This is a genomic window from Salinivibrio sp. MA351 (assembly GCF_001996065.1).
In the GTDB taxonomy this organism is placed as follows: domain Bacteria; phylum Pseudomonadota; class Gammaproteobacteria; order Enterobacterales; family Vibrionaceae; genus Salinivibrio; species Salinivibrio costicola.
Map to the genome: position 1 here is coordinate 13,578 of NZ_MUFG01000004.1, position 17,115 is coordinate 30,692.

General features: G+C 50.4%; 17 protein-coding genes. All 17 read right to left on the bottom strand.

The window, feature by feature from the left end; all coding sequences use genetic code 11:
- Positions 1-2: 2 nt before the first annotated feature.
- The 17 genes from BZG78_RS03750 to BZG78_RS03830 all read right to left on the bottom strand — a co-directional run bounded on the left by BZG78_RS03750 (position 3) and on the right by BZG78_RS03830 (position 17,072).
- Positions 3-1,139: a chemotaxis response regulator protein-glutamate methylesterase gene (locus tag BZG78_RS03750; RefSeq protein ID WP_021023078.1), complete on the bottom strand. Its 1,137-nt coding sequence runs from the start codon at positions 1,137-1,139 to the stop codon at positions 3-5.
- 18 nt (positions 1,140-1,157) lie between these two features.
- A complete protein-coding gene (locus BZG78_RS03755; RefSeq protein ID WP_077660425.1) occupies positions 1,158-3,374 on the bottom strand; it encodes a chemotaxis protein CheA in 2,217 nt (738 codons plus the stop codon).
- Between the two features lie 9 nt (positions 3,375-3,383).
- Positions 3,384-4,118 (bottom strand): protein phosphatase CheZ, encoded by a 735-nt coding sequence (locus BZG78_RS03760; RefSeq protein WP_021023076.1) that lies wholly within the window; start codon positions 4,116-4,118, stop codon positions 3,384-3,386.
- A 31-nt stretch (positions 4,119-4,149) separates the two neighbouring features.
- Positions 4,150-4,518, bottom strand: coding sequence for a chemotaxis response regulator CheY (cheY, locus tag BZG78_RS03765; protein WP_037353866.1), 369 nt, complete (start codon positions 4,516-4,518; stop codon positions 4,150-4,152).
- Positions 4,519-4,569: 51 nt separating this feature from the next.
- Positions 4,570-5,295, bottom strand: coding sequence for an RNA polymerase sigma factor FliA (locus BZG78_RS03770; RefSeq protein WP_021023074.1), 726 nt, complete (start codon positions 5,293-5,295; stop codon positions 4,570-4,572).
- The gene (locus BZG78_RS03775; protein ID WP_021023073.1) at positions 5,288-6,175 is read right to left on the bottom strand and encodes a MinD/ParA family protein; all 888 of its coding nucleotides are present in this window, start codon (positions 6,173-6,175) and stop codon (positions 5,288-5,290) included. Before BZG78_RS03775 ends, BZG78_RS03770 begins: the two co-directional genes overlap by 8 nt.
- Entirely contained in the window at positions 6,168-7,706 is a 1,539-nt protein-coding gene (gene flhF / locus BZG78_RS03780) for a flagellar biosynthesis protein FlhF (protein ID WP_077660426.1), read from the bottom strand. The genes BZG78_RS03775 and flhF overlap by 8 nt, the downstream gene beginning before the upstream one ends.
- A 25-nt stretch (positions 7,707-7,731) precedes the next feature.
- Positions 7,732-9,837 carry a flagellar biosynthesis protein FlhA gene (flhA, locus tag BZG78_RS03785; protein ID WP_077660427.1) on the bottom strand — a complete coding sequence of 702 codons (2,106 nt, stop codon included), beginning with the start codon at positions 9,835-9,837 and terminating at the stop codon, positions 7,732-7,734.
- Between the two features lie 194 nt (positions 9,838-10,031).
- Positions 10,032-11,168 carry a flagellar biosynthesis protein FlhB gene (flhB, locus tag BZG78_RS03790; protein WP_077576583.1) on the bottom strand — a complete coding sequence of 379 codons (1,137 nt, stop codon included), beginning with the start codon at positions 11,166-11,168 and terminating at the stop codon, positions 10,032-10,034.
- Entirely contained in the window at positions 11,168-11,956 is a 789-nt protein-coding gene (gene fliR, locus BZG78_RS03795; RefSeq protein WP_077576582.1) for a flagellar biosynthetic protein FliR, read from the bottom strand. The genes flhB and fliR overlap by 1 nt, the downstream gene beginning before the upstream one ends.
- A gap of 11 nt (positions 11,957-11,967) precedes the next feature.
- Positions 11,968-12,237 (bottom strand): flagellar biosynthesis protein FliQ, encoded by a 270-nt coding sequence (gene fliQ, locus BZG78_RS03800; protein WP_021023068.1) that lies wholly within the window; start codon positions 12,235-12,237, stop codon positions 11,968-11,970.
- Positions 12,238-12,248: 11 nt separating this feature from the next.
- Positions 12,249-13,088, bottom strand: a complete 840-nt coding sequence (gene fliP / locus BZG78_RS03805; RefSeq protein ID WP_021023067.1) for a flagellar type III secretion system pore protein FliP — start codon at positions 13,086-13,088, stop codon at positions 12,249-12,251.
- Complete coding sequence (gene fliO / locus BZG78_RS03810) at positions 13,085-13,477, bottom strand: flagellar biosynthetic protein FliO (protein ID WP_021023066.1); 393 nt, start codon at positions 13,475-13,477, stop codon at positions 13,085-13,087. Before fliO ends, fliP begins: the two co-directional genes overlap by 4 nt.
- Before the next feature lies 1 nt (position 13,478).
- The gene (gene fliN / locus BZG78_RS03815) at positions 13,479-13,877 is read right to left on the bottom strand and encodes a flagellar motor switch protein FliN (protein ID WP_021023065.1); all 399 of its coding nucleotides are present in this window, start codon (positions 13,875-13,877) and stop codon (positions 13,479-13,481) included.
- Between the two features lie 29 nt (positions 13,878-13,906).
- Positions 13,907-14,977 carry a flagellar motor switch protein FliM gene (fliM, locus tag BZG78_RS03820; RefSeq protein ID WP_077460309.1) on the bottom strand — a complete coding sequence of 357 codons (1,071 nt, stop codon included), beginning with the start codon at positions 14,975-14,977 and terminating at the stop codon, positions 13,907-13,909.
- A gap of 8 nt (positions 14,978-14,985) precedes the next feature.
- Positions 14,986-15,477, bottom strand: coding sequence for a flagellar basal body-associated protein FliL (gene fliL, locus BZG78_RS03825; RefSeq protein ID WP_077660429.1), 492 nt, complete (start codon positions 15,475-15,477; stop codon positions 14,986-14,988).
- A gap of 35 nt (positions 15,478-15,512) precedes the next feature.
- Positions 15,513-17,072, bottom strand: coding sequence for a flagellar hook-length control protein FliK (locus tag BZG78_RS03830; RefSeq protein ID WP_077660430.1), 1,560 nt, complete (start codon positions 17,070-17,072; stop codon positions 15,513-15,515).
- Positions 17,073-17,115 lie beyond the last annotated feature (43 nt).

The following is a 17,115-nucleotide window of genomic DNA, read 5'->3' on the forward strand; positions in this document are numbered from 1 at the left end:
CCTTATTTTAAATTCAGCTCAACCAGTATGCGCTCGGCAATCCGGTCAAGTGGCAAGTCTTCCGATGAGATGCCCGCTTTGGCGACCGCTTGCGGCATGCCATAAACAACACAACTGTCTTCATCTTGCGCCCAGATCGTCGATCCCGCATTTTTGAGCATGCGTGCACCTTCTCGACCGTCCGCTCCCATGCCTGTTAGCACCATAGATAGGACTTTATCGCCATAGATTTTTGCCGCCGAGCCAAATGTCACATCCACACAGGGTTTGTAATTCATCCGCTCGCCGCCATCGAGAATTTTTAAACGTGCAGCACCCGGCCGACCATCTACCATCATTTGCATGCCACCAGGCGCAAGATAAGCATGACCCGGTTTGAGCATATCGCCATCTTTTGCCTCGGCCACGGTTACCTTACTCAGACCATTTAAACGCTGAGCAAATGCGGCGGTAAATGTCGCTGGCATATGCTGAATTAAGATAATGGGCAGTGGAAAGTTCGCTGGCAGTTTAGTCAGTACCTTTTGTAGCGCAACCGGTCCCCCCGTTGAGGTACCAATTGCCATTAATTGATAGCGCTTACCCGAAGCGGCAAATTTTGCCGGCGCTTTTGCTGAAGACGCCGTACCCGCGGTGGGCCTAGACACCGGACGTGCAGGCGCTCGCACCCCACCCGTCGGTGGTACGGTTTGCTCAGAGCCGGAAGCAGGTGACGGACGTGTGGCGCGACGCATGACCGGGCGCTTACGCGCGATCTCAAGCACGCGCTGCTGGAGTAAGTTCGTTGCCTCATCTCGATTACGCGCGATATCCTCAAACTTTTTGGGAAGAAAATCGAGTGCACCCGCTTCGAGTGCATCTAACGTCGCTTTTGCGCCATCGTGTGTTAGCGATGAGAACATCAAGATAGGTGTTGGCGTTTGCGCCATGATTTGGCGCACCGCTGAAATCCCGTCTAACACCGGCATTTCGACATCCATAGTGATCACGTCTGGCTTAAGTTGCGCGGTTTTTTCAACCGCTTCTTTGCCATTCACCGCACTATCAATCACCTCCATTCTTGGATCAGCGTTGATTATTTCACTCACGCGGCGACGGAAGAAACTTGAATCATCTACCACCAATACTTTTACTGCCATGGGCGTCCTTTTCTCTCATTAACCTGCGTAATGTTTCAACAGGTTGGGCACATCCAGAATCAGGGCGATATGACCATCACTGGTGATGGTTGCACCCGCCATACCCGGTGTACCTTGCAGCAATTCATCAAGCGGTTTAATCACCACTTCCTCTTGCCCAAATAGGGTATCTACAACAAAGGCAATACGTTGGTGAGCAATTTGTACAATCACCACATGCCCTTTGGTTTTATCAATCTCCGTTGCACGTTTACATAGCCAATCTTGCAAGAAGAAAATCGGGATCGCTTTATCTCGAACAATAAGCGTGAGCTGACCATCAACCGTGTTAGTTCGGGACATATCTAAACTGATGATCTCACTCACGTTGGACAGTGGGAAAGCAAACGGGTTGTCTCCCACGCCAACCATAAGGGTTGGAAGAATCGCAAGGGTGAGCGGTACCTTGATTTCCAGCACTGTGCCTCGGCCCAGCTCAGAGTCGATATTGATCGAGCCATTCAGCTTAGTGATGCCCGTTTTAACTACATCCATCCCAACCCCACGGCCGGAAATGTCGGACACTTCTGTTTTGGTCGAAAAGCCTGGGGCAAAAATAAGATTATATGCCTCACTGTTGCTCAAGCGAGCGGCGGCTTCAGCATCCATCACCCCACGGTTAACCGCGATGCTTTTCAGCTTTTCTGCATCCATACCGCCACCATCATCGGCGATGGTCAGCAAGATATGATCCCCTTCCTGGGAGGCTTTTAAGGTAATGGTACCCACACGTGGTTTGCCTGCTTTTTCACGCTCATCAGGCATTTCAATGCCATGGTCAACCGAGTTACGCACCAAGTGGACCATAGGATCCGCCAAGGCTTCGACAAGGTTTTTGTCGAGATCGGTCTCTTCGCCCTGCATTTCCAAGACAATTTCTTTTTTCAAGCTGCGAGAAAGATCGCGGACAACACGAGGGAAACGACCAAAGACCTTTTTGATCGGTTGCATCCGCGTTTTCATCACCGCGCCTTGCAGGTCCGCCGTGACCACATCCAAGTTGGTAACCGCTTTGGCCATGCTCTCATCATTGCTGCTTTGACCCAGGCTGACGAGTCGATTGCGCACTAACACAAGCTCGCCGACCATATTCATAATGCCGTCGAGCGTGGAGGTATTCACCCGAACAGTCTGCTCTTGCTGTGGTGCTGCAGGCGGTTTTTTCTCAGGTGCTTTCTCTACAGCGGCAGGCGCTTTTGCTCCTGCCCCCGCACTTTTAGGTGCTGCTTCTTTGGCGGGTTCTGGCTTGCTCGCTTTTTTAGCCGACGCAGGATCCGGTTTGGGCTCAGGCTTAGCGTCGACTTTATCTGCATCGGCTTTCGCTCTTTCAGCATCTGCCGCTGGCCCCTTACCTCTACCATGCAAATCATCTAGCAGCTTTTCGAATTCATCATCGTCAATAAAATCATCACCACCCGATGAGGCGGGTTGGCTCGGTGCTGAAGCACTGTTTTCAGCTGCATCATCGCCTGGCTGCGGTGCGGCTGGGCCTTTACCAGAGCCATGCAGATCGTCAAGTAACTTTTCGAATTCATCGTCGGTGATATCACCGCTATCCGCTTCGGTGCTTTCCACCACTTCTGGCTTAGCGGGCGATGATTCATTTGAAGATGTCGGTGCTTTGCCTTCGCCATGAAGCTGATCGAGCAATTTATCGAATTCATCTTCGGTAATTTCATCGACGGAATCACCGCTTATCGCACCTTCGTCTTGTGCCGGTGTCGCATCGTTTTGCGACTCTGGCTCAGCAATTGGTTCGGGTTCTGGCTCCGGTTCTGGCTCTGCGGGTACTTCCTCGTCTTCGCTTGCCGGTTTGGCATAACGGTGAAGCGCTTCCAATAGTGTGGGATCTGCGATAACAGGCTCTTCACGATTTTGCACGGCAGAAAATTGGTCATTAACGGTATCCAATGCCTGCAAAATGGTGTCCATCACGTCGGACGTCAACTCACGGCCACGATTACGCAAATTATCAAAAACGTTTTCGGCACCATGGCAAGTGTCAACTAAGGCATTGAGGCCAAGAAAGCCTGCCCCACCTTTTACGGTATGGAACCCTCGGAAGATACTGTTCAATAAGTCTGCGTCATCAGGGGCACGCTCCAAATCGACCAATTGCTCAGACATTTGTTCGAGGATTTCCCCCGCTTCAATCAAAAAGTCCTGAAGGATTTCTTCATCCATCTCAAAGCTCATAGCGCACCTCTAAAAACCCAAACTCGATAATAAGTCGTCAACATCATCTTGGTTGTGAACCACGTCATCACGCTCTTCGGGATGAATCACAGGACCCTCAGGGGCTGATTTACTGGTGGTATCATCTGCTTGTGTTGCCGATGCTGCTTCGATTGCAGCGCTATCCATGCCAAACGCAGTCAGTATTTCAACCAGTTGCTGTTCCACTTCCTGCACTAATTCAATAACACGTCGAATTACCTGCCCCGTTAAGTCCTGAAAATCTTGTGCCATTAATATTTCAGTAAGGTGAGCATGCAGTTCTGTTGCCCCCCCCTCAACCTGAGTCAATAGACCCTCAATGCTGTGGCACAATGGCTTAAACTCATCCAAGGCAATGTCGCCCCGCATCAAGCTGTTCCAATTAGGCCGTACCGCTTGCAGATTGTCTTGCAAATCACTGGCAATCGGCATGGTACGCTCGACCGCGTCCATGGTTTTGTTTGCCGCTAATTCGGTTTTCTGCATCACATACGTAAGCCGATCGCGAGCATCAGGTATATCGACATTCGCCAAATCACTTACTCTGGGATCCAAGCGAAAGTCAGTAATAGAATCATGTAATTGGCGGGTCAACTTACCCACTTCATTAAACAGCGGGTCACGCGCTTCTTTCGCTATCTCAGTCAGAAGCGTGTTAGCGTTATCTTGCTCTCCACTCTCAAGATACGCGACCAATTGTTTCGCTTGGTCCAGGTTGATCATGACGGTTCCTTTTTACTGTGCGCGTGACTGATTACATGCGCTCGAAGATCTTATCGAGCTTCTCTTTCAACGTTGCGGCAGTAAAAGGTTTTACAATGTAACCGTTCACGCCAGCTTGCGCGGCTTCTACAATCTGCTCACGTTTCGCTTCGGCGGTGATCATCAATATAGGAAGGTGCTTAAGTTCATCGTCTTTACGGATCTCTTTAAGCAGGTCAATCCCTTGCATGCCCGGCATATTCCAATCGGTCACGACAAAATCAATACCGCCTTTTTTAAGGATTGGCAGCGCGGTTAAGCCGTCATCTGCTTCAACGGTATTGTTGAAACCCAAGTCACGAAGAAGATTCTTTACGATACGGCGCATTGTTGAAAAATCATCAACAACGAGAATTTTCATGTTTTTATCCAAGGTTGCCTCCGGTGAGGTCTCGTTTTATTGTCGAAACAGTTACTCACTATGCCAAGCGGTTAGCTTGGCTCTCAAACGTTGCGTAGCCTGACTTTGAATCTGACAGACCCGGGATTCGCTGACCCCTATCACAGCGCCTATCTCTTTAAGGTTTAATTCCTCATCATAATAGAGAGATAGAACCAGTGCCTCTCTTTCAGGAAGACTTTTGATCGCGCCCGCTAATGCGGCCTTGAAACTATCTTCCGCAACGCCCTGAAAGGGAGTGTTGTCGTTACGGTGACTCTCCGTTGTGAATGCATCTTCAGAGACACCCAGATCATCCATACCGATTAAACGCCCACAGCTTACGTCGTTAAGCGCCTGATGGTATTGATCCAAACTCATATCGAGCTTTTCTGCCACCTCCACATCAGTTGGGTCTCGCCCTAAGGTTTTCTCTAACGATGCAATACCATCACTGATCGTTCGACTCGCCTTATGGACAGACCGTGGAACCCAATCACCGCGGCGCATATCATCCAGCATAGCACCGCGAATACGAATACCAGCATAAGTTTCAAAACTTGCGCCCTTTGACGGGTCATAATTTTGCTGCGCCTCAAGAAGACCCACCATGCCAGCTTGGATTAAATCTTCTACTTGAACGCTCGGTGGTAAGCGCCCCATCAAATGATGCGCGATGCGCTTAACCAAACTCGAATAACGCTCAAGTACCGCTTGGCGATCTACCCCTACGCGGCTATACGTGAGCGCTTTATTCACGAACTAACTCTCCTGCGTCATCATTTTTGATCAGCAATCGCTCAACGAAAAACTCCAGATGGCCTCCCGGATTACGTGGTACCGGCCATGTCAGCGCTTTATTTGCGAGCGCATTCATGGCTAATGATGCGGGGGAGCGAGGAAATGCGTCAATGACAACTTTTTGTTTTCTCACGGCTTGCCTCACCCTTTCGTCCACGGGAATACATGCTACTAATTCTAGATTAGCATTGAGAAAACGTTCAGTGACTCGCGTTAATTTTGTGAACAAGTCTCGCCCTTCACGGTAGCTTCTGACCATATTTGCGACAACTTTGAAGCGCGTCACCCCGTGTTCTCGGCTTAATAATTTAATCAACGCATACGCATCAGTAATCGACGTAGGCTCATCACAGACCACAATGACGACATCTTGTGCCGCGCGCGAGAAGCTCAATACCATATCAGAAATACCCGCCGCCGTATCCACTAAGAGTACATCAACCTCTTCTTCGAGTGTACCAAAAGCACGAATTAAACCAGCATGTTGGGCGGGTGTCAGCTCTGTCATGCCTTGAAGGCCAGACGAAGCGGGGACGATTTTCATACCATGCGGCCCTTCCAGAATAATATCTTTGAGGTCACAGGCACCTTGGAGAACATGCGATAGGTTTTTACCCGCCCGCAATCCAAGTAATACGTCTACATTGGCGAGGCCAAGGTCGGCGTCAAGCACCATCACTTTTTTGCCCTGACGAGCCATGGACGCGGCCATCCCTAACGTGACGTTAGTTTTTCCTACGCCACCTTTCCCCCCGGTTACGGTAATAACCTTGGTACGTGACGGATTGGTTAAACGGCGAAGGCCGCTTGCTTGATCTTGCATGGTTGTCTCAATCATAAAAGTCCGCCCCATTCGACTCTGGGACATCGCTGCTCCAGAAGTGATTGTGCTGATCCGTGCCTGACTCCAACATTTCACTGGCTTTTACCACCAGAAATTGTCCCGTGGCTTGGCGGATATCTTCCGGCACACGTTGCCCATCGGCCAAGTAGGCCACAGGCAAGGCATTTTCGATGGTGACACACAATAATTCACCGAGGCTGAGCGACTCATCTAGCTTGGTCAGTACACATCCCGATAAAGGGATACGGCGAAAGTGTTCGATGGTTTCTTGCAATACACGGCGCTGCGATGTCGCAGGCAACACCAGCAAGCTACGGATATGTGAGCCACTGTTTTGCATCAGGGTATCCAGTTGCTCCGACAACCGAAGATCACGCTGTCCCATTCCAGCGGTATCTAGCAATATCAAGCGTCTATGACGCAGTTGATAGAGGATATCGGCAAGCTCATCCGCATCTTTAGCGACTTTAACGGGACAGCCAAGAATTCGCCCATACGTGGCGAGTTGCTCATGGGCACCGATACGGAAGGTGTCCGTGGTGACTAAGGCAATATCCTCAGGGCCAAATTCCATCGCGGCGCGCGCGGCTAACTTGGCAATGGTGGTCGTTTTCCCCACCCCTGTAGGGCCAAGCAAGGCAATCACGCCCCCGGTTTCTAGCATGTTCTCATCAACCGTAATCACTTGATCAGCCACCAAATCTAACAGCGCTTGCCACGCCTCATTCGGCGGCGTTTCTTCTGGGATATAACACGCCAGTTGATCGGCCAGTTCAGAGGATAGTCCCATCCGCTCTAAGCGCTTGATTAGCATCGCTCTTAATGGCTCTCGACGTTCCACCTCTTGCCACATCAACCCCGATAACTGGTGTTCAAGTAAGCTTCGAATCGAGGCCATTTCTTGACGCATGGCATCAATTTCTTTATCCGAGGCTTGCGATTGCCGTCCTTCATACCGGGACGGATCGAGCTGCGGTTTAGCGGGCGATGAACGGGGCGCTGGTGATGCATCTTGCCAACCTGAGCGACCATTGCTCTTTAACTGGCGACGAGGCTCATAGCCACGACCCAGTGCCGACTGACGCGCGTCAGTTGGAGGTTGGGAGCGCGAACCGTGACCTGATTGCTTTTGCTGACGCTGTAGCAAGGCAGTGAGCGAGTCAGCTTCGGTTTCGGGTTCAGTTGGCTGTGATTGTTCCCGATACTCATCAAGCATCGCAGAAAAGCGAGGCGGTCGCTTGCTTTGCCCATTTTGACGCGCGTGGCTTTGCTGACGCTGGCGCAATTGAACTTGATCATCAGCCAATTGCCGATGTGCCTGTGAATAGGCGTTTGCCGACTGCTGCTGCGCCTTAGGAGCAGGCTTATCCGGCATCGGCTCAGTGTCTGCATCCACAGCCGCGACAATCTCTACGCCACCAGTCACTTTTTTGTTAGACATGATAACGGCATCCGCGCCCAGCTCTTCTTTCACTTGGCCCAGCGCAGCTCTCATATCTTTTGCAAAAAAACGTTTTATTTTCAAAGCACGGCCCTACTCATAAACGAGGTTAATTGTTGCCAACCGCATTAACGATACGAATTTGTTTTTCGTCCGGTACTTCCTGGTAAGACAACACACGTAACGTCGGAATCGTATTCTTGACAAATTTTGCGAGCGTGGCTCTCAACACACCCGATGTCAGCAATACCGCAGGCTCACCTTGTAGTTCTTGCTGCTGAGTGGCTTCAGCCAGTGAAGACTGTAACCGCTCAGCAAGACCAGGCTCTATGCCTGTTGACTCCCCACCGGACGCCTGCATTGTTTTATGCAACATCTGTTCCAGTTCAGGAACAAGGGTGATAACCGGTAGCTCAGGCGCGCTGCCATTGATTTCTTGGACAATTAAGCGACGCAGAGCAATCCGCACTGCTGCCGTTAGGATGTCGGGATCTTGACTCTTTCCTGTGTACTCCGCCATGGTCTGTACAATGGTGCGGATATCACGAATAGGAATCGCTTCACTGAGCAAGTTCTGTAGTACTTTGACTAACACGCTCAGTGGGATCTGGTCGGGAATAAGCCCTTCCACCAAACGAGGAACTTGTTTACCCAGCATATCTATCAAGTTCTGCGCTTCTTCATGGCCGAGTAGTCGCTCGGCATTATTGGTGAGCATTTGGCTCAGGTGTGTCGCCAGTACCGTTGCTGAATCAACCACTGTGTAGCCTAAGGCTTGCGCGTGCTCGCGCTGGCTCGGCTCTATCCAGACGGCCTCTAAGCCAAACGCCGGGTCTTGAGTCGGTTCACCGTCAATGGGTCCGAACACTTGGCCTGGATTAATTGCTAATTCATGTTGGGGGTGTACCTCTGCTTCACCGACCGCGACGCCCATTAACGTAATGCGGTAGTTATGCGGTGGTAACTCTAGGTTATCGCGAATGTGTACGGGCGGGATTAAAAAGCCAAAGTCTTGCGAGAGTTTTTTACGCACCCCTTTCACTCGATCTAACAATTCGCCGCCTTGGTCTCGGTCGACCATAGCGATGAGCCGATAGCCCACTTCGAGGCCAATGACATCAACCGGTTGAACATCATCCCAGGACAGTTCTTTTGGTGCCGGAGGGGCTGCATCAGGGACATCAGACTGCTCTGGCGCTTGTTGTGCTTTTTGATACTGCTGGTATTTCCAATATGCCAGCCCACCACAAGCCAACGCCAAAAATAGAAAAGGCAGGTGTGGCATACCAGGCACCACGCCCATGATCGTCAGAATACCGGTGGCAATCATGAGGGCACGTGGATTATCAAACAGCTGGAACACCACCTGCTGTCCCATATCCTCATCGGTATTTTGACGCGTCACCATAATGGCGGCACCAATGGATAACAGCAATGAAGGGATTTGCGCGACAAGACCGTCACCAATGGTGAGCAAGGTATACACTTCTATCGCGTCTGAAAATTCTAAATCATGTTGGCCCATACCGATAGACAGCCCACCAACAATGTTGATGAAAAGAATCAAGATCCCGGCAATCGCATCGCCTTTAACAAATTTGGACGCACCATCCATCGAGCCATAGAAATCAGCCTCTTGCGTCACTTCTTGGCGCCGAGCACGCGCTTGCTCTTGATCGATTAACCCTGCGTTCAAGTCGGCATCAATGGCCATTTGCTTACCGGGCAACGCATCCAAGGTAAAACGCGCCGTGACCTCGGAAATCCGGCCTGCGCCTTTGGTGACAACCATAAAGTTAATGATCATCAAAATCAGGAAGACGACCAGACCGACAGCGTAGTTGCCACCAATCACGACTGACCCAAATGCACCAATGACCTGACCGGCTGCATCGGGGCCCTCGTGACCATAAAGCAAAACCACCCGGGTAGAGGCAACATTAAGTGCTAGTCTCATCAAGGTTGCAATTAACAACACCGCGGGGAAGGCAGCAAATTCAAGAGGGCGGCGGGTATAAATGGTGACCAGCAATACAATCAACGACAAGGCAATGTTGAAAGAAAACATTAAGTCGAGCAGCATCGGCGGTACAGGCAGCACCACCATCGCTAAGGTGGCCAATACCAGTACCGGTGCGCCGATCGCCGGCATCGCACCCAAGCGGTGGTAAGGTACCTTGTCAGAAAATGGCAATCGCCACTTGGCTTTTAACATGTCAGGCGTTCAAGTCCATGATTGGGGAACGTGGGCCAGTTGCCACGCGGAAATAAAACGAGAGTGCAAGGCAAGCAATTTTTACGCCAGAAAAAGCGGATAATGTGTCAGCTTTTTGGCGCGTCTACCAGCCAAAAAACACCGACAAGCAACTCGATAGCGGGACTTCGTTCACGCGTACGATGACACCATGGTTAATCGTGTTTCAAATCGGTAGGGATGGGTAAGTAGGTATCATCTGGGCGCGTGGGCCGCCGGCCTCGGCCTTTTTTGTATTGCTTGAGCTGGAAGACATACGCTAACACCTGAGCAACGGCAGTAAACAAACCGTCTGGGATCTGCTGCTCTAGCTCGGTACTGAAATACAGCGCGCGTGCTAGCGGTGGTGCAGGTACAATGGCAACATCATATTCTGCTGCAATTTCACGAATCTTCAGTGCGGTAAAATCAGAGCCTTTAGCTATTACAACCGGCGCACTATCCATGTCGCTGTTGTAGCGTAACGCTACCGAGTAGTGCTCAGGGTTCGTCACCACAACATCAGCTTGAGGCACATCGGCCATCATCCGGCGTTGCGCCATTTCCCGTTGCAGCATGCGAATACGTCCTTTAACTTCAGGGCTACCTTCGGTCTCTTTGTGCTCGTCTTTGACCTCTTGTTTAGTCATTTTCAGCTGCTCATTGTGTTGCCAAATTTGGAATGGCACATCAATCACCACCACTACCAGCAATGAACAACAGACCAACAACACAAAGTCCAATAAAATGTTTAAGGCGTGATAAAGATTGCTGGGGAAAGTGTCGATCGTCAGCTCAAAAAACTCTTCTAAGTTGATATAGACCAAATAGGTCGCAACGCCGGCGACGAGTAAGACTTTCAACACTGACTTCAACAGCTCGACGAGCCCTTGGGTACCAAACATACGCTTGAAGCCAGAAATCGGGCTCATTTTTGATAATTTTGGCCGCGCGGCTTCCCAAGAGAAGCTGACACCTCCCAAACCTGCTGCGCCGACGAGGCCGGAAATAAATAACACCACAAGGATCAAGCCTAAGGGCAATATTAGATGCAGTAGCTCACCAACGACCACCAGCATCAGCTCTGAGCTATCGAAGATTTCAGCACGCGAAAGTGAAAACAAGCGCGTCATCAGCGCCATTAACGCTTCGCCCAACGCTTGTCCAAACCACATTAAACTGACGGCACCCACCACCAGAACAGCCACTGACGCTAATTCTCTTGAGCGCGGTACTTGGCCCTTTTCCCGCGCCTGCTCCTGCCTTCGGGGTGTGGCGTCTTCTGTTCTTTCCTGACCGTCACTTTCTGCCATTAGTTAAACTCGCAATTCAGCCGGATAAGGGAGCAAATTTGATTGAGCCCGGTTTGCCAATGGTTGTTGTAGTGCGTCAACATACCGGACAGTAAGTACCAACTGATCAACAACCCCATCAACAATGCAAATGCAAAGCCAAGTGAGAAAATATTAAGTTGTGGCGCCGCTCGGGTCATCACACCAAAAGACAAATTGACCACCAACAAAGCAATGACACCCGCCAGCGACATACTCAATGCGACCTCGAACATGATCCCAAACCATGCTGCGAGGCTGCGATAATCTGCGGCCCCTATCATCTCGCCAATGGGGAGCGTCTCAAAGCTCATTACCACTAGGTTAAGCATTTTCAAGTGGCCATCGGTGGACAGAAATAACATAACGGCCAAGAAGAGATAAAACTGACCCAATAGTGGCGTGTTTTGACCGTTGGCTGGATCCACCATTGACGCAAAACCCAAACTTGATTGCATCCCTAAGATCTGGCCGAGGATGACAAAGGTTTGGGTAATGAACTGCGTGACTAGCCCCATCGCAACGCCAATCACGACTTGCTGCGCGAGCACCATAAATCCGGCAAATGACACTAACTCAATGTCCTCTGGCACCGCAGGAAGTGCAGGCATGACCGCAAAGGTAATCGCAAGAGAAAGGTATAAACGGATCCGGGTAGGCACGAAACGGGCACCAAAAAACGTCATCGCCATCATCATCGATGAGATGCGTGTAAACGGCCAAAAGTAGTTAGCCATCCAAGATAAAATCACCGAGGCCGGATATTCCATATGCCTTTCCGTCAGTACAGAATGGTTGGGATGTGATCAATCAAACGATAAAAATATTCCATCAACATCCGTGTCATCCAATGACCAAAAAACATCAGCGCAATAAACGTCGCAATTAAACGGGGAAGAAAACTGAGTGTCTGCTCGTTGATCGAGGTTGCCGCTTGGAATACAGCGACGATCAAACCGACTAACAAACCCGGCACGACAATCGCAGACACTAACAGTAGTACCAGGTAAAGCGCATCCTGGAACAGTTCAACAAACGCTTCCGGGGCCATTGCTGCCTCCTTTAGCCAAAACTGGCGGCGAGGGTAGAAAGGATCAAATTCCACCCATCAACCAACACGAAGAGCATTAATTTAAACGGTAATGACACTATCATGGGCGACAACATCATCATACCCATCGCCATCAATACCGACGCTACCACCAAGTCAATCACCAAAAACGGTAAGAACAGCATGAATCCAATTTGGAACGCGGTTTTCAGTTCTGATGTCACAAATGCGGGGATCAGTACGGTCATTGGCACCTGCTCTGGCTCGTCAACTTGAGCGCCCGACATATTGACAAAGGTTTCCAAATCTTTGACACGGGTTTGCCTAAGCATAAACTCTCGTAGTGGCACTTGCACCCGAGTGAAGGCCTCACGCGCTGTCATCTGCTCATTGATATACGGCTGTACCGCCTCTGTATTCATTTTATCGATCACCGGCGACATAATGAACAAGGTCAAAAACATGGCGATGCCAATAATGACTTGATTGGACGGCGTTTGCTGTAACCCCATCGCTTGGCGAAGGATCGCCATCACCACCACAATGCGGGTAAAGGACGTCATTAAAATGACGACCGCTGGCAAAAAGCCCAACGCGGTCATCAGCGCTAAAATTTGCAAGGTCACGGAGTAGTCTTCGCTACCATCCGGATTGACTCGCATGGTCACCGCAGGGATCCCGCCTCCGGTATTGCGCTGCGTTTCCAGGCGAACCGCTTCACCGCTGTCATTCAGTGACTCGGTTGTGATGCTTTCCTGGGCGGGCGTGGCTTCTTGCTCGGCGAAAGCAAACGGTGTCATCAAAGTGGCCACCACCAGAACCCAGGCTGCCAATAGCGTGCGTATCGTCATTTTCGATTCAATAGTTGGCTAAGCTGATTTGCAAAGCGAGAGTGAGAGTCTGGCGAAGTCGGCGCTGTTGTGGGCACCGGATTATCTAGCGCTTTTAATAGCTGCACCTGAGAAGCTGTGACACCGATGACAAGTTGCTCTCCATGTACGTCCACAACTAATATCCGCTCTTTTTGGCCAATAGCTAATTGACTGACAATTTTGATCCCATTGCTTTGCTGCGCCAAGCCAGGGAGCTTAAGCCGACGTAATAGCCACGCTAACCCAAAGATTAATGCCAATACCAGCCCGAGAGACAACAGCATTGTCACTATGCTTACATCTGGCGCCGCTGCCCAAGCGGGCATCGGCACCAACAATATTCCCCAAACGCGTCGGTTCACGATCATCTTATCGTAACTTCTTAATTCGCTCAGTTTGACTGATGACATCGGTAAGACGAATACCAAATTTATCGTTAACCACCACCACTTCACCGTGGGCGATCAAGGTACCGTTCACCAGAACATCAAGCGATTCACCGGCGAGACGGTCGAGTTCAACCACCGAGCCTTGGTTAAGCTGGAGAAGATTCCGAATATTAATCTGGGTGTGTCCCACTTCCATCGAAATGGTCACCGGAATATCGAGAATCGCATCGAGCTTACGTTGTTCATCCGCGCCCAGTTGCTTCTCACTGTCGTCAGTGAGCTCATCCAATGGTGCCGCTTGTACGTCGTCTGATCCTTCCGAATCAGACTGCTCAGCCAGGGCAGCAGCCCAATCATCATCTACATCATTTTGATCCATGACGTCTTACCCCTGTTTACTGGTCTTATTCACTGAGTTTTACCTTGTTTATCATCAATCGGTAAATCTTCCTCGAGATCATCGAGTAGCTCAGGTTTATCCTGTAATAGCGAAATATCAGACTTCGCCATATCAGGTCGTTTTAGTTTCTCAACAATTTTCAGTGCCAGTTTATCGTTAGACTGGCCCATTTTCGCTCGATAGGTTGGCAAGTCTTCCACAAAAACCGTACACGCATCTGGCATATCAACCGGGATCACATCACCTTTTTGTAACTCCATCAAATCGCGCAACGATAAGGTCACATCGAGTAGTTTTGCACTGAGTTCCACATTTACGTCCAAGATTTCATCACGTAGCGCTTTACTCCAGCGCACGTCGGTATCCATCTTGTCACTTTGTACCCCGGCGTCGAGGAGCTCACGGATTGGCTCCAGCATCGAATAAGGCATGACCATATGAATGTCACCGCCCCCGCCATCCAGTTCGATGTGGAATGAACTGACCACAATCACTTCCGATGGACTGACAATGTTTGCCATCGCTGGGTTGACTTCCGAATCAAGATACTCAAAGGCCACTTCCATAACAGGGGCCCACGCGTCTTTATAATCCTCAAACATCAGCTTCAGCAGCATCTGTATGACGCGTCGTTCGGTTGGGGTAAATTCGCGCCCTTCGATCCGAGCATGAAATCGGCCATCGCCACCAAAGAAGTTTTCAACCAAAATAAAGACCAGTCGGGCCTCCATGGTGATTAAGCTCGTCCCTTTTAGTGGACGAAACCGTACCATGTTTAAACTGGTCGGAACGTATAACGTGTTTTGGTACTCGCCAAACTTCATCATCTGCACGCCGTTTATCGAAACTTCGGCGGTTTTCCGCAGCATATTGAACAAGCTGATGCGCATGTGACGCGCAAAACGCTCATTGATAAGCTCGAGCGTCGGCATGCGCCCGCGCACAATTCTATCTTGTGACGAGAAGTCGAAGGAGACCGTCCCATCTTCTCCAACCTCGGGCTCATTATCGTCGTCATCGACGTCGTCAACGCCGTGAAGGAGCGCGTCAATCTCGTCTTGGCTGAGTAAGTCAGTCACGTCATCACCTATTGCATCACAAACCCAGTGAAGAGAACCCGCTCTACCACCGGCTCACCCGTTACTTTAATTAAAGCCGCGCGCACATTCTCAGCGGACTGACGCCGGACTTCTAGCTGACCTTGAGGGGTCCGCAGTTGCTCAACTGTGGCAGCACCAAAGGTATTGAGTAACGCGTGTTCTACCAGCGGCAAATTTTCCTTCGCTAGCGCTTCTCTCTCACTACCACGCACCAATAATTGTGCATTCACTTGCACCAGCCGTTGTTGTTCATCACCGGTCACGTTAAAGACAAACGGCTGAGGTAGCGTGACATAAATGGCCGGAAGCGTGTTATTTTCTTCCTCCAAGACAATATCGTCCTGGCTTTTATCGTCACCCGATAAAAAGAAAAAAGCCCCACCGCCTGCGGCCGCCAATAACACCACAGCAGCAACAATGATAATGATGAGCTTTTTCTTGCCCCCGCCTTGTTCCGAGGTTGCGTTGTCATTTGCCATGGCTATTCATGCTCCTCATTATTGGTGCGTTTTTATCAAGCATAGTAATCGACAGCGCGATCATTGTGTGAAACGTTTAACGCGTGCCCTACTAACATCGCGTCATCATTGTCCTCACCTGTCGTTAATCCAAGAGGTGAGCCGCCTGACGCCCCTGCCCCAGTATGATTTTGTTGTCCTGAAGCCATTTGCTGCGCGCCACTGTCTTGCTGCTGAACGGATCCTTGAGCCAACTGTAAGCCTTGTTGCTGTAGCATATCACGAAGCCGCGGCATTGCTTGTTCTACCGCGTCTCGCGCTTGCTGGTTGGCGACTGTAATGTGAACCGTCGCTTGATCGTTGTTCATTCCCAACTTAATTTGCATTCGCCCTAGCTCAGGAGGATCAAGCCGAATATCAACCTGCTTGAGGTTTTTTGACAGCATGATGTTAATACGCTCCGTCAAGGCAGTACCAGCTTCTGTGGGCGTTTGTCCGAGCGGGAGGGGCGCCTGTGCACTCTGCGCTGCTTGCATATCTTGTCGTGCCGTGGCGGACTGGGCCGACGACAACCCTAAACCACTGGCCAATTGTTGCGCTAAGTTTTCAGGGCGTGTGGCTCCCTCTGCTGTGCTAGAAGCACTGCCACTTGTCAATGAGGTGTCCGCTTGACCCGCTTGCTCTGCCATCGCTTTTAATGCGGCTTTGCTGAGGTCATCCGACTGGCCCATTTTTCCTGCTAATAACGACGCTGGATTGGCATTGGGGGTCGCTGCTGATTTTGCATCATGGCGCAGTTTATCGGTCAGCTCGCTACTCTTTAATAGTGTCGCGCCTTCTTTTGTGACGCCCTCTTTCAGCTGACCTTCTTTCGCCAGCGTTTCCTTCTCTTTGCTTAGAGATGCTGGATTATCTGTCTCTTGTTGCGCTTTGGCAGTTGACCATTTTATCGCGCTTACATCCGATTCAAGCGCGTTATCTTTGCGATGTGCAGCACTCTCAGCGTCAAGTGATTGCGTCGCTCTTACTTGACTTGCCAACGCCGCCAACTGATCCGGCGATAACTGATCGAGTACTTTTTCGGGTGACACACCCTCCGGCAAGTTTTTGGCCAGCTCAGTCAATAACGCTTGTCTGTCGATCACCCCTTCTGTGTTATCACCGTCTATCTGCACACTTTCATCGTCATCAGATTGCGTTACGTTTAGCGTCTGTGCTGATAACGCATCCGCACTGGCAGATAAGGGATCAGCGTCGGCAGTAGGCAAAGATTTGCCATTAAGCATGGCTGCCGCTTGATTCAGTCGCATCAGCAGTGCTTGGCTCTCTTCCATGACTGTCATATCGGCAATTTCGGCCATTTCCGCTTCGCTAAACATGCCATCAGCAAGCATCGCCTCGGCATCAATTGCCTGACCATCAACCAGTAAAGTCTTGCCATCTTGGGTCAGTTTAATCGGTATGTCGCCTTGCTCACCCTTGCCATCAATGGACTGGCGCAACGCCGCTAAAAAGCCGGTATTTTTATCACCTTTTACCTCGCCTGTCGCACCGTCACTGGTCGCGAGAGGGGTTTTAGGTGAGAGATTGGAAAGCGTCAGCGTAGACTGCGTCATAAGTTTCTCGTCATTACCTTATGGTTATCCTTTAAACCGAGCC

Coding starts and splice junctions, on each gene's coding strand:
- BZG78_RS03750 (WP_021023078.1), bottom strand. CDS start 1,139: ATGGCAGTAAAAGTATTGGTGGTAGATGATTCAAGTTTCTTCCGTCGC.
- BZG78_RS03755 (WP_077660425.1), bottom strand. CDS start 3,374: ATGAGCTTTGAGATGGATGAAGAAATCCTTCAGGACTTTTTGATTGAA.
- BZG78_RS03760 (WP_021023076.1), bottom strand. CDS start 4,118: ATGATCAACCTGGACCAAGCGAAACAATTGGTCGCGTATCTTGAGAGT.
- cheY (WP_037353866.1), bottom strand. CDS start 4,518: ATGAAAATTCTCGTTGTTGATGATTTTTCAACAATGCGCCGTATCGTA.
- BZG78_RS03775 (WP_021023073.1), bottom strand. CDS start 6,175: ATGATTGAGACAACCATGCAAGATCAAGCAAGCGGCCTTCGCCGTTTA.
- flhA (WP_077660427.1), bottom strand. CDS start 9,837: ATGTTAAAAGCCAAGTGGCGATTGCCATTTTCTGACAAGGTACCTTAC.
- flhB (WP_077576583.1), bottom strand. CDS start 11,168: ATGGCAGAAAGTGACGGTCAGGAAAGAACAGAAGACGCCACACCCCGA.
- fliR (WP_077576582.1), bottom strand. CDS start 11,956: ATGGAATATCCGGCCTCGGTGATTTTATCTTGGATGGCTAACTACTTT.
- fliQ (WP_021023068.1), bottom strand. CDS start 12,237: ATGGCCCCGGAAGCGTTTGTTGAACTGTTCCAGGATGCGCTTTACCTG.
- fliP (WP_021023067.1), bottom strand. CDS start 13,088: ATGACGATACGCACGCTATTGGCAGCCTGGGTTCTGGTGGTGGCCACT.
- fliO (WP_021023066.1), bottom strand. CDS start 13,477: ATGATCGTGAACCGACGCGTTTGGGGAATATTGTTGGTGCCGATGCCC.
- fliN (WP_021023065.1), bottom strand. CDS start 13,877: ATGGATCAAAATGATGTAGATGATGATTGGGCTGCTGCCCTGGCTGAG.
- fliL (WP_077660429.1), bottom strand. CDS start 15,477: ATGGCAAATGACAACGCAACCTCGGAACAAGGCGGGGGCAAGAAAAAG.
- BZG78_RS03830 (WP_077660430.1), bottom strand. CDS start 17,072: ATGACGCAGTCTACGCTGACGCTTTCCAATCTCTCACCTAAAACCCCT.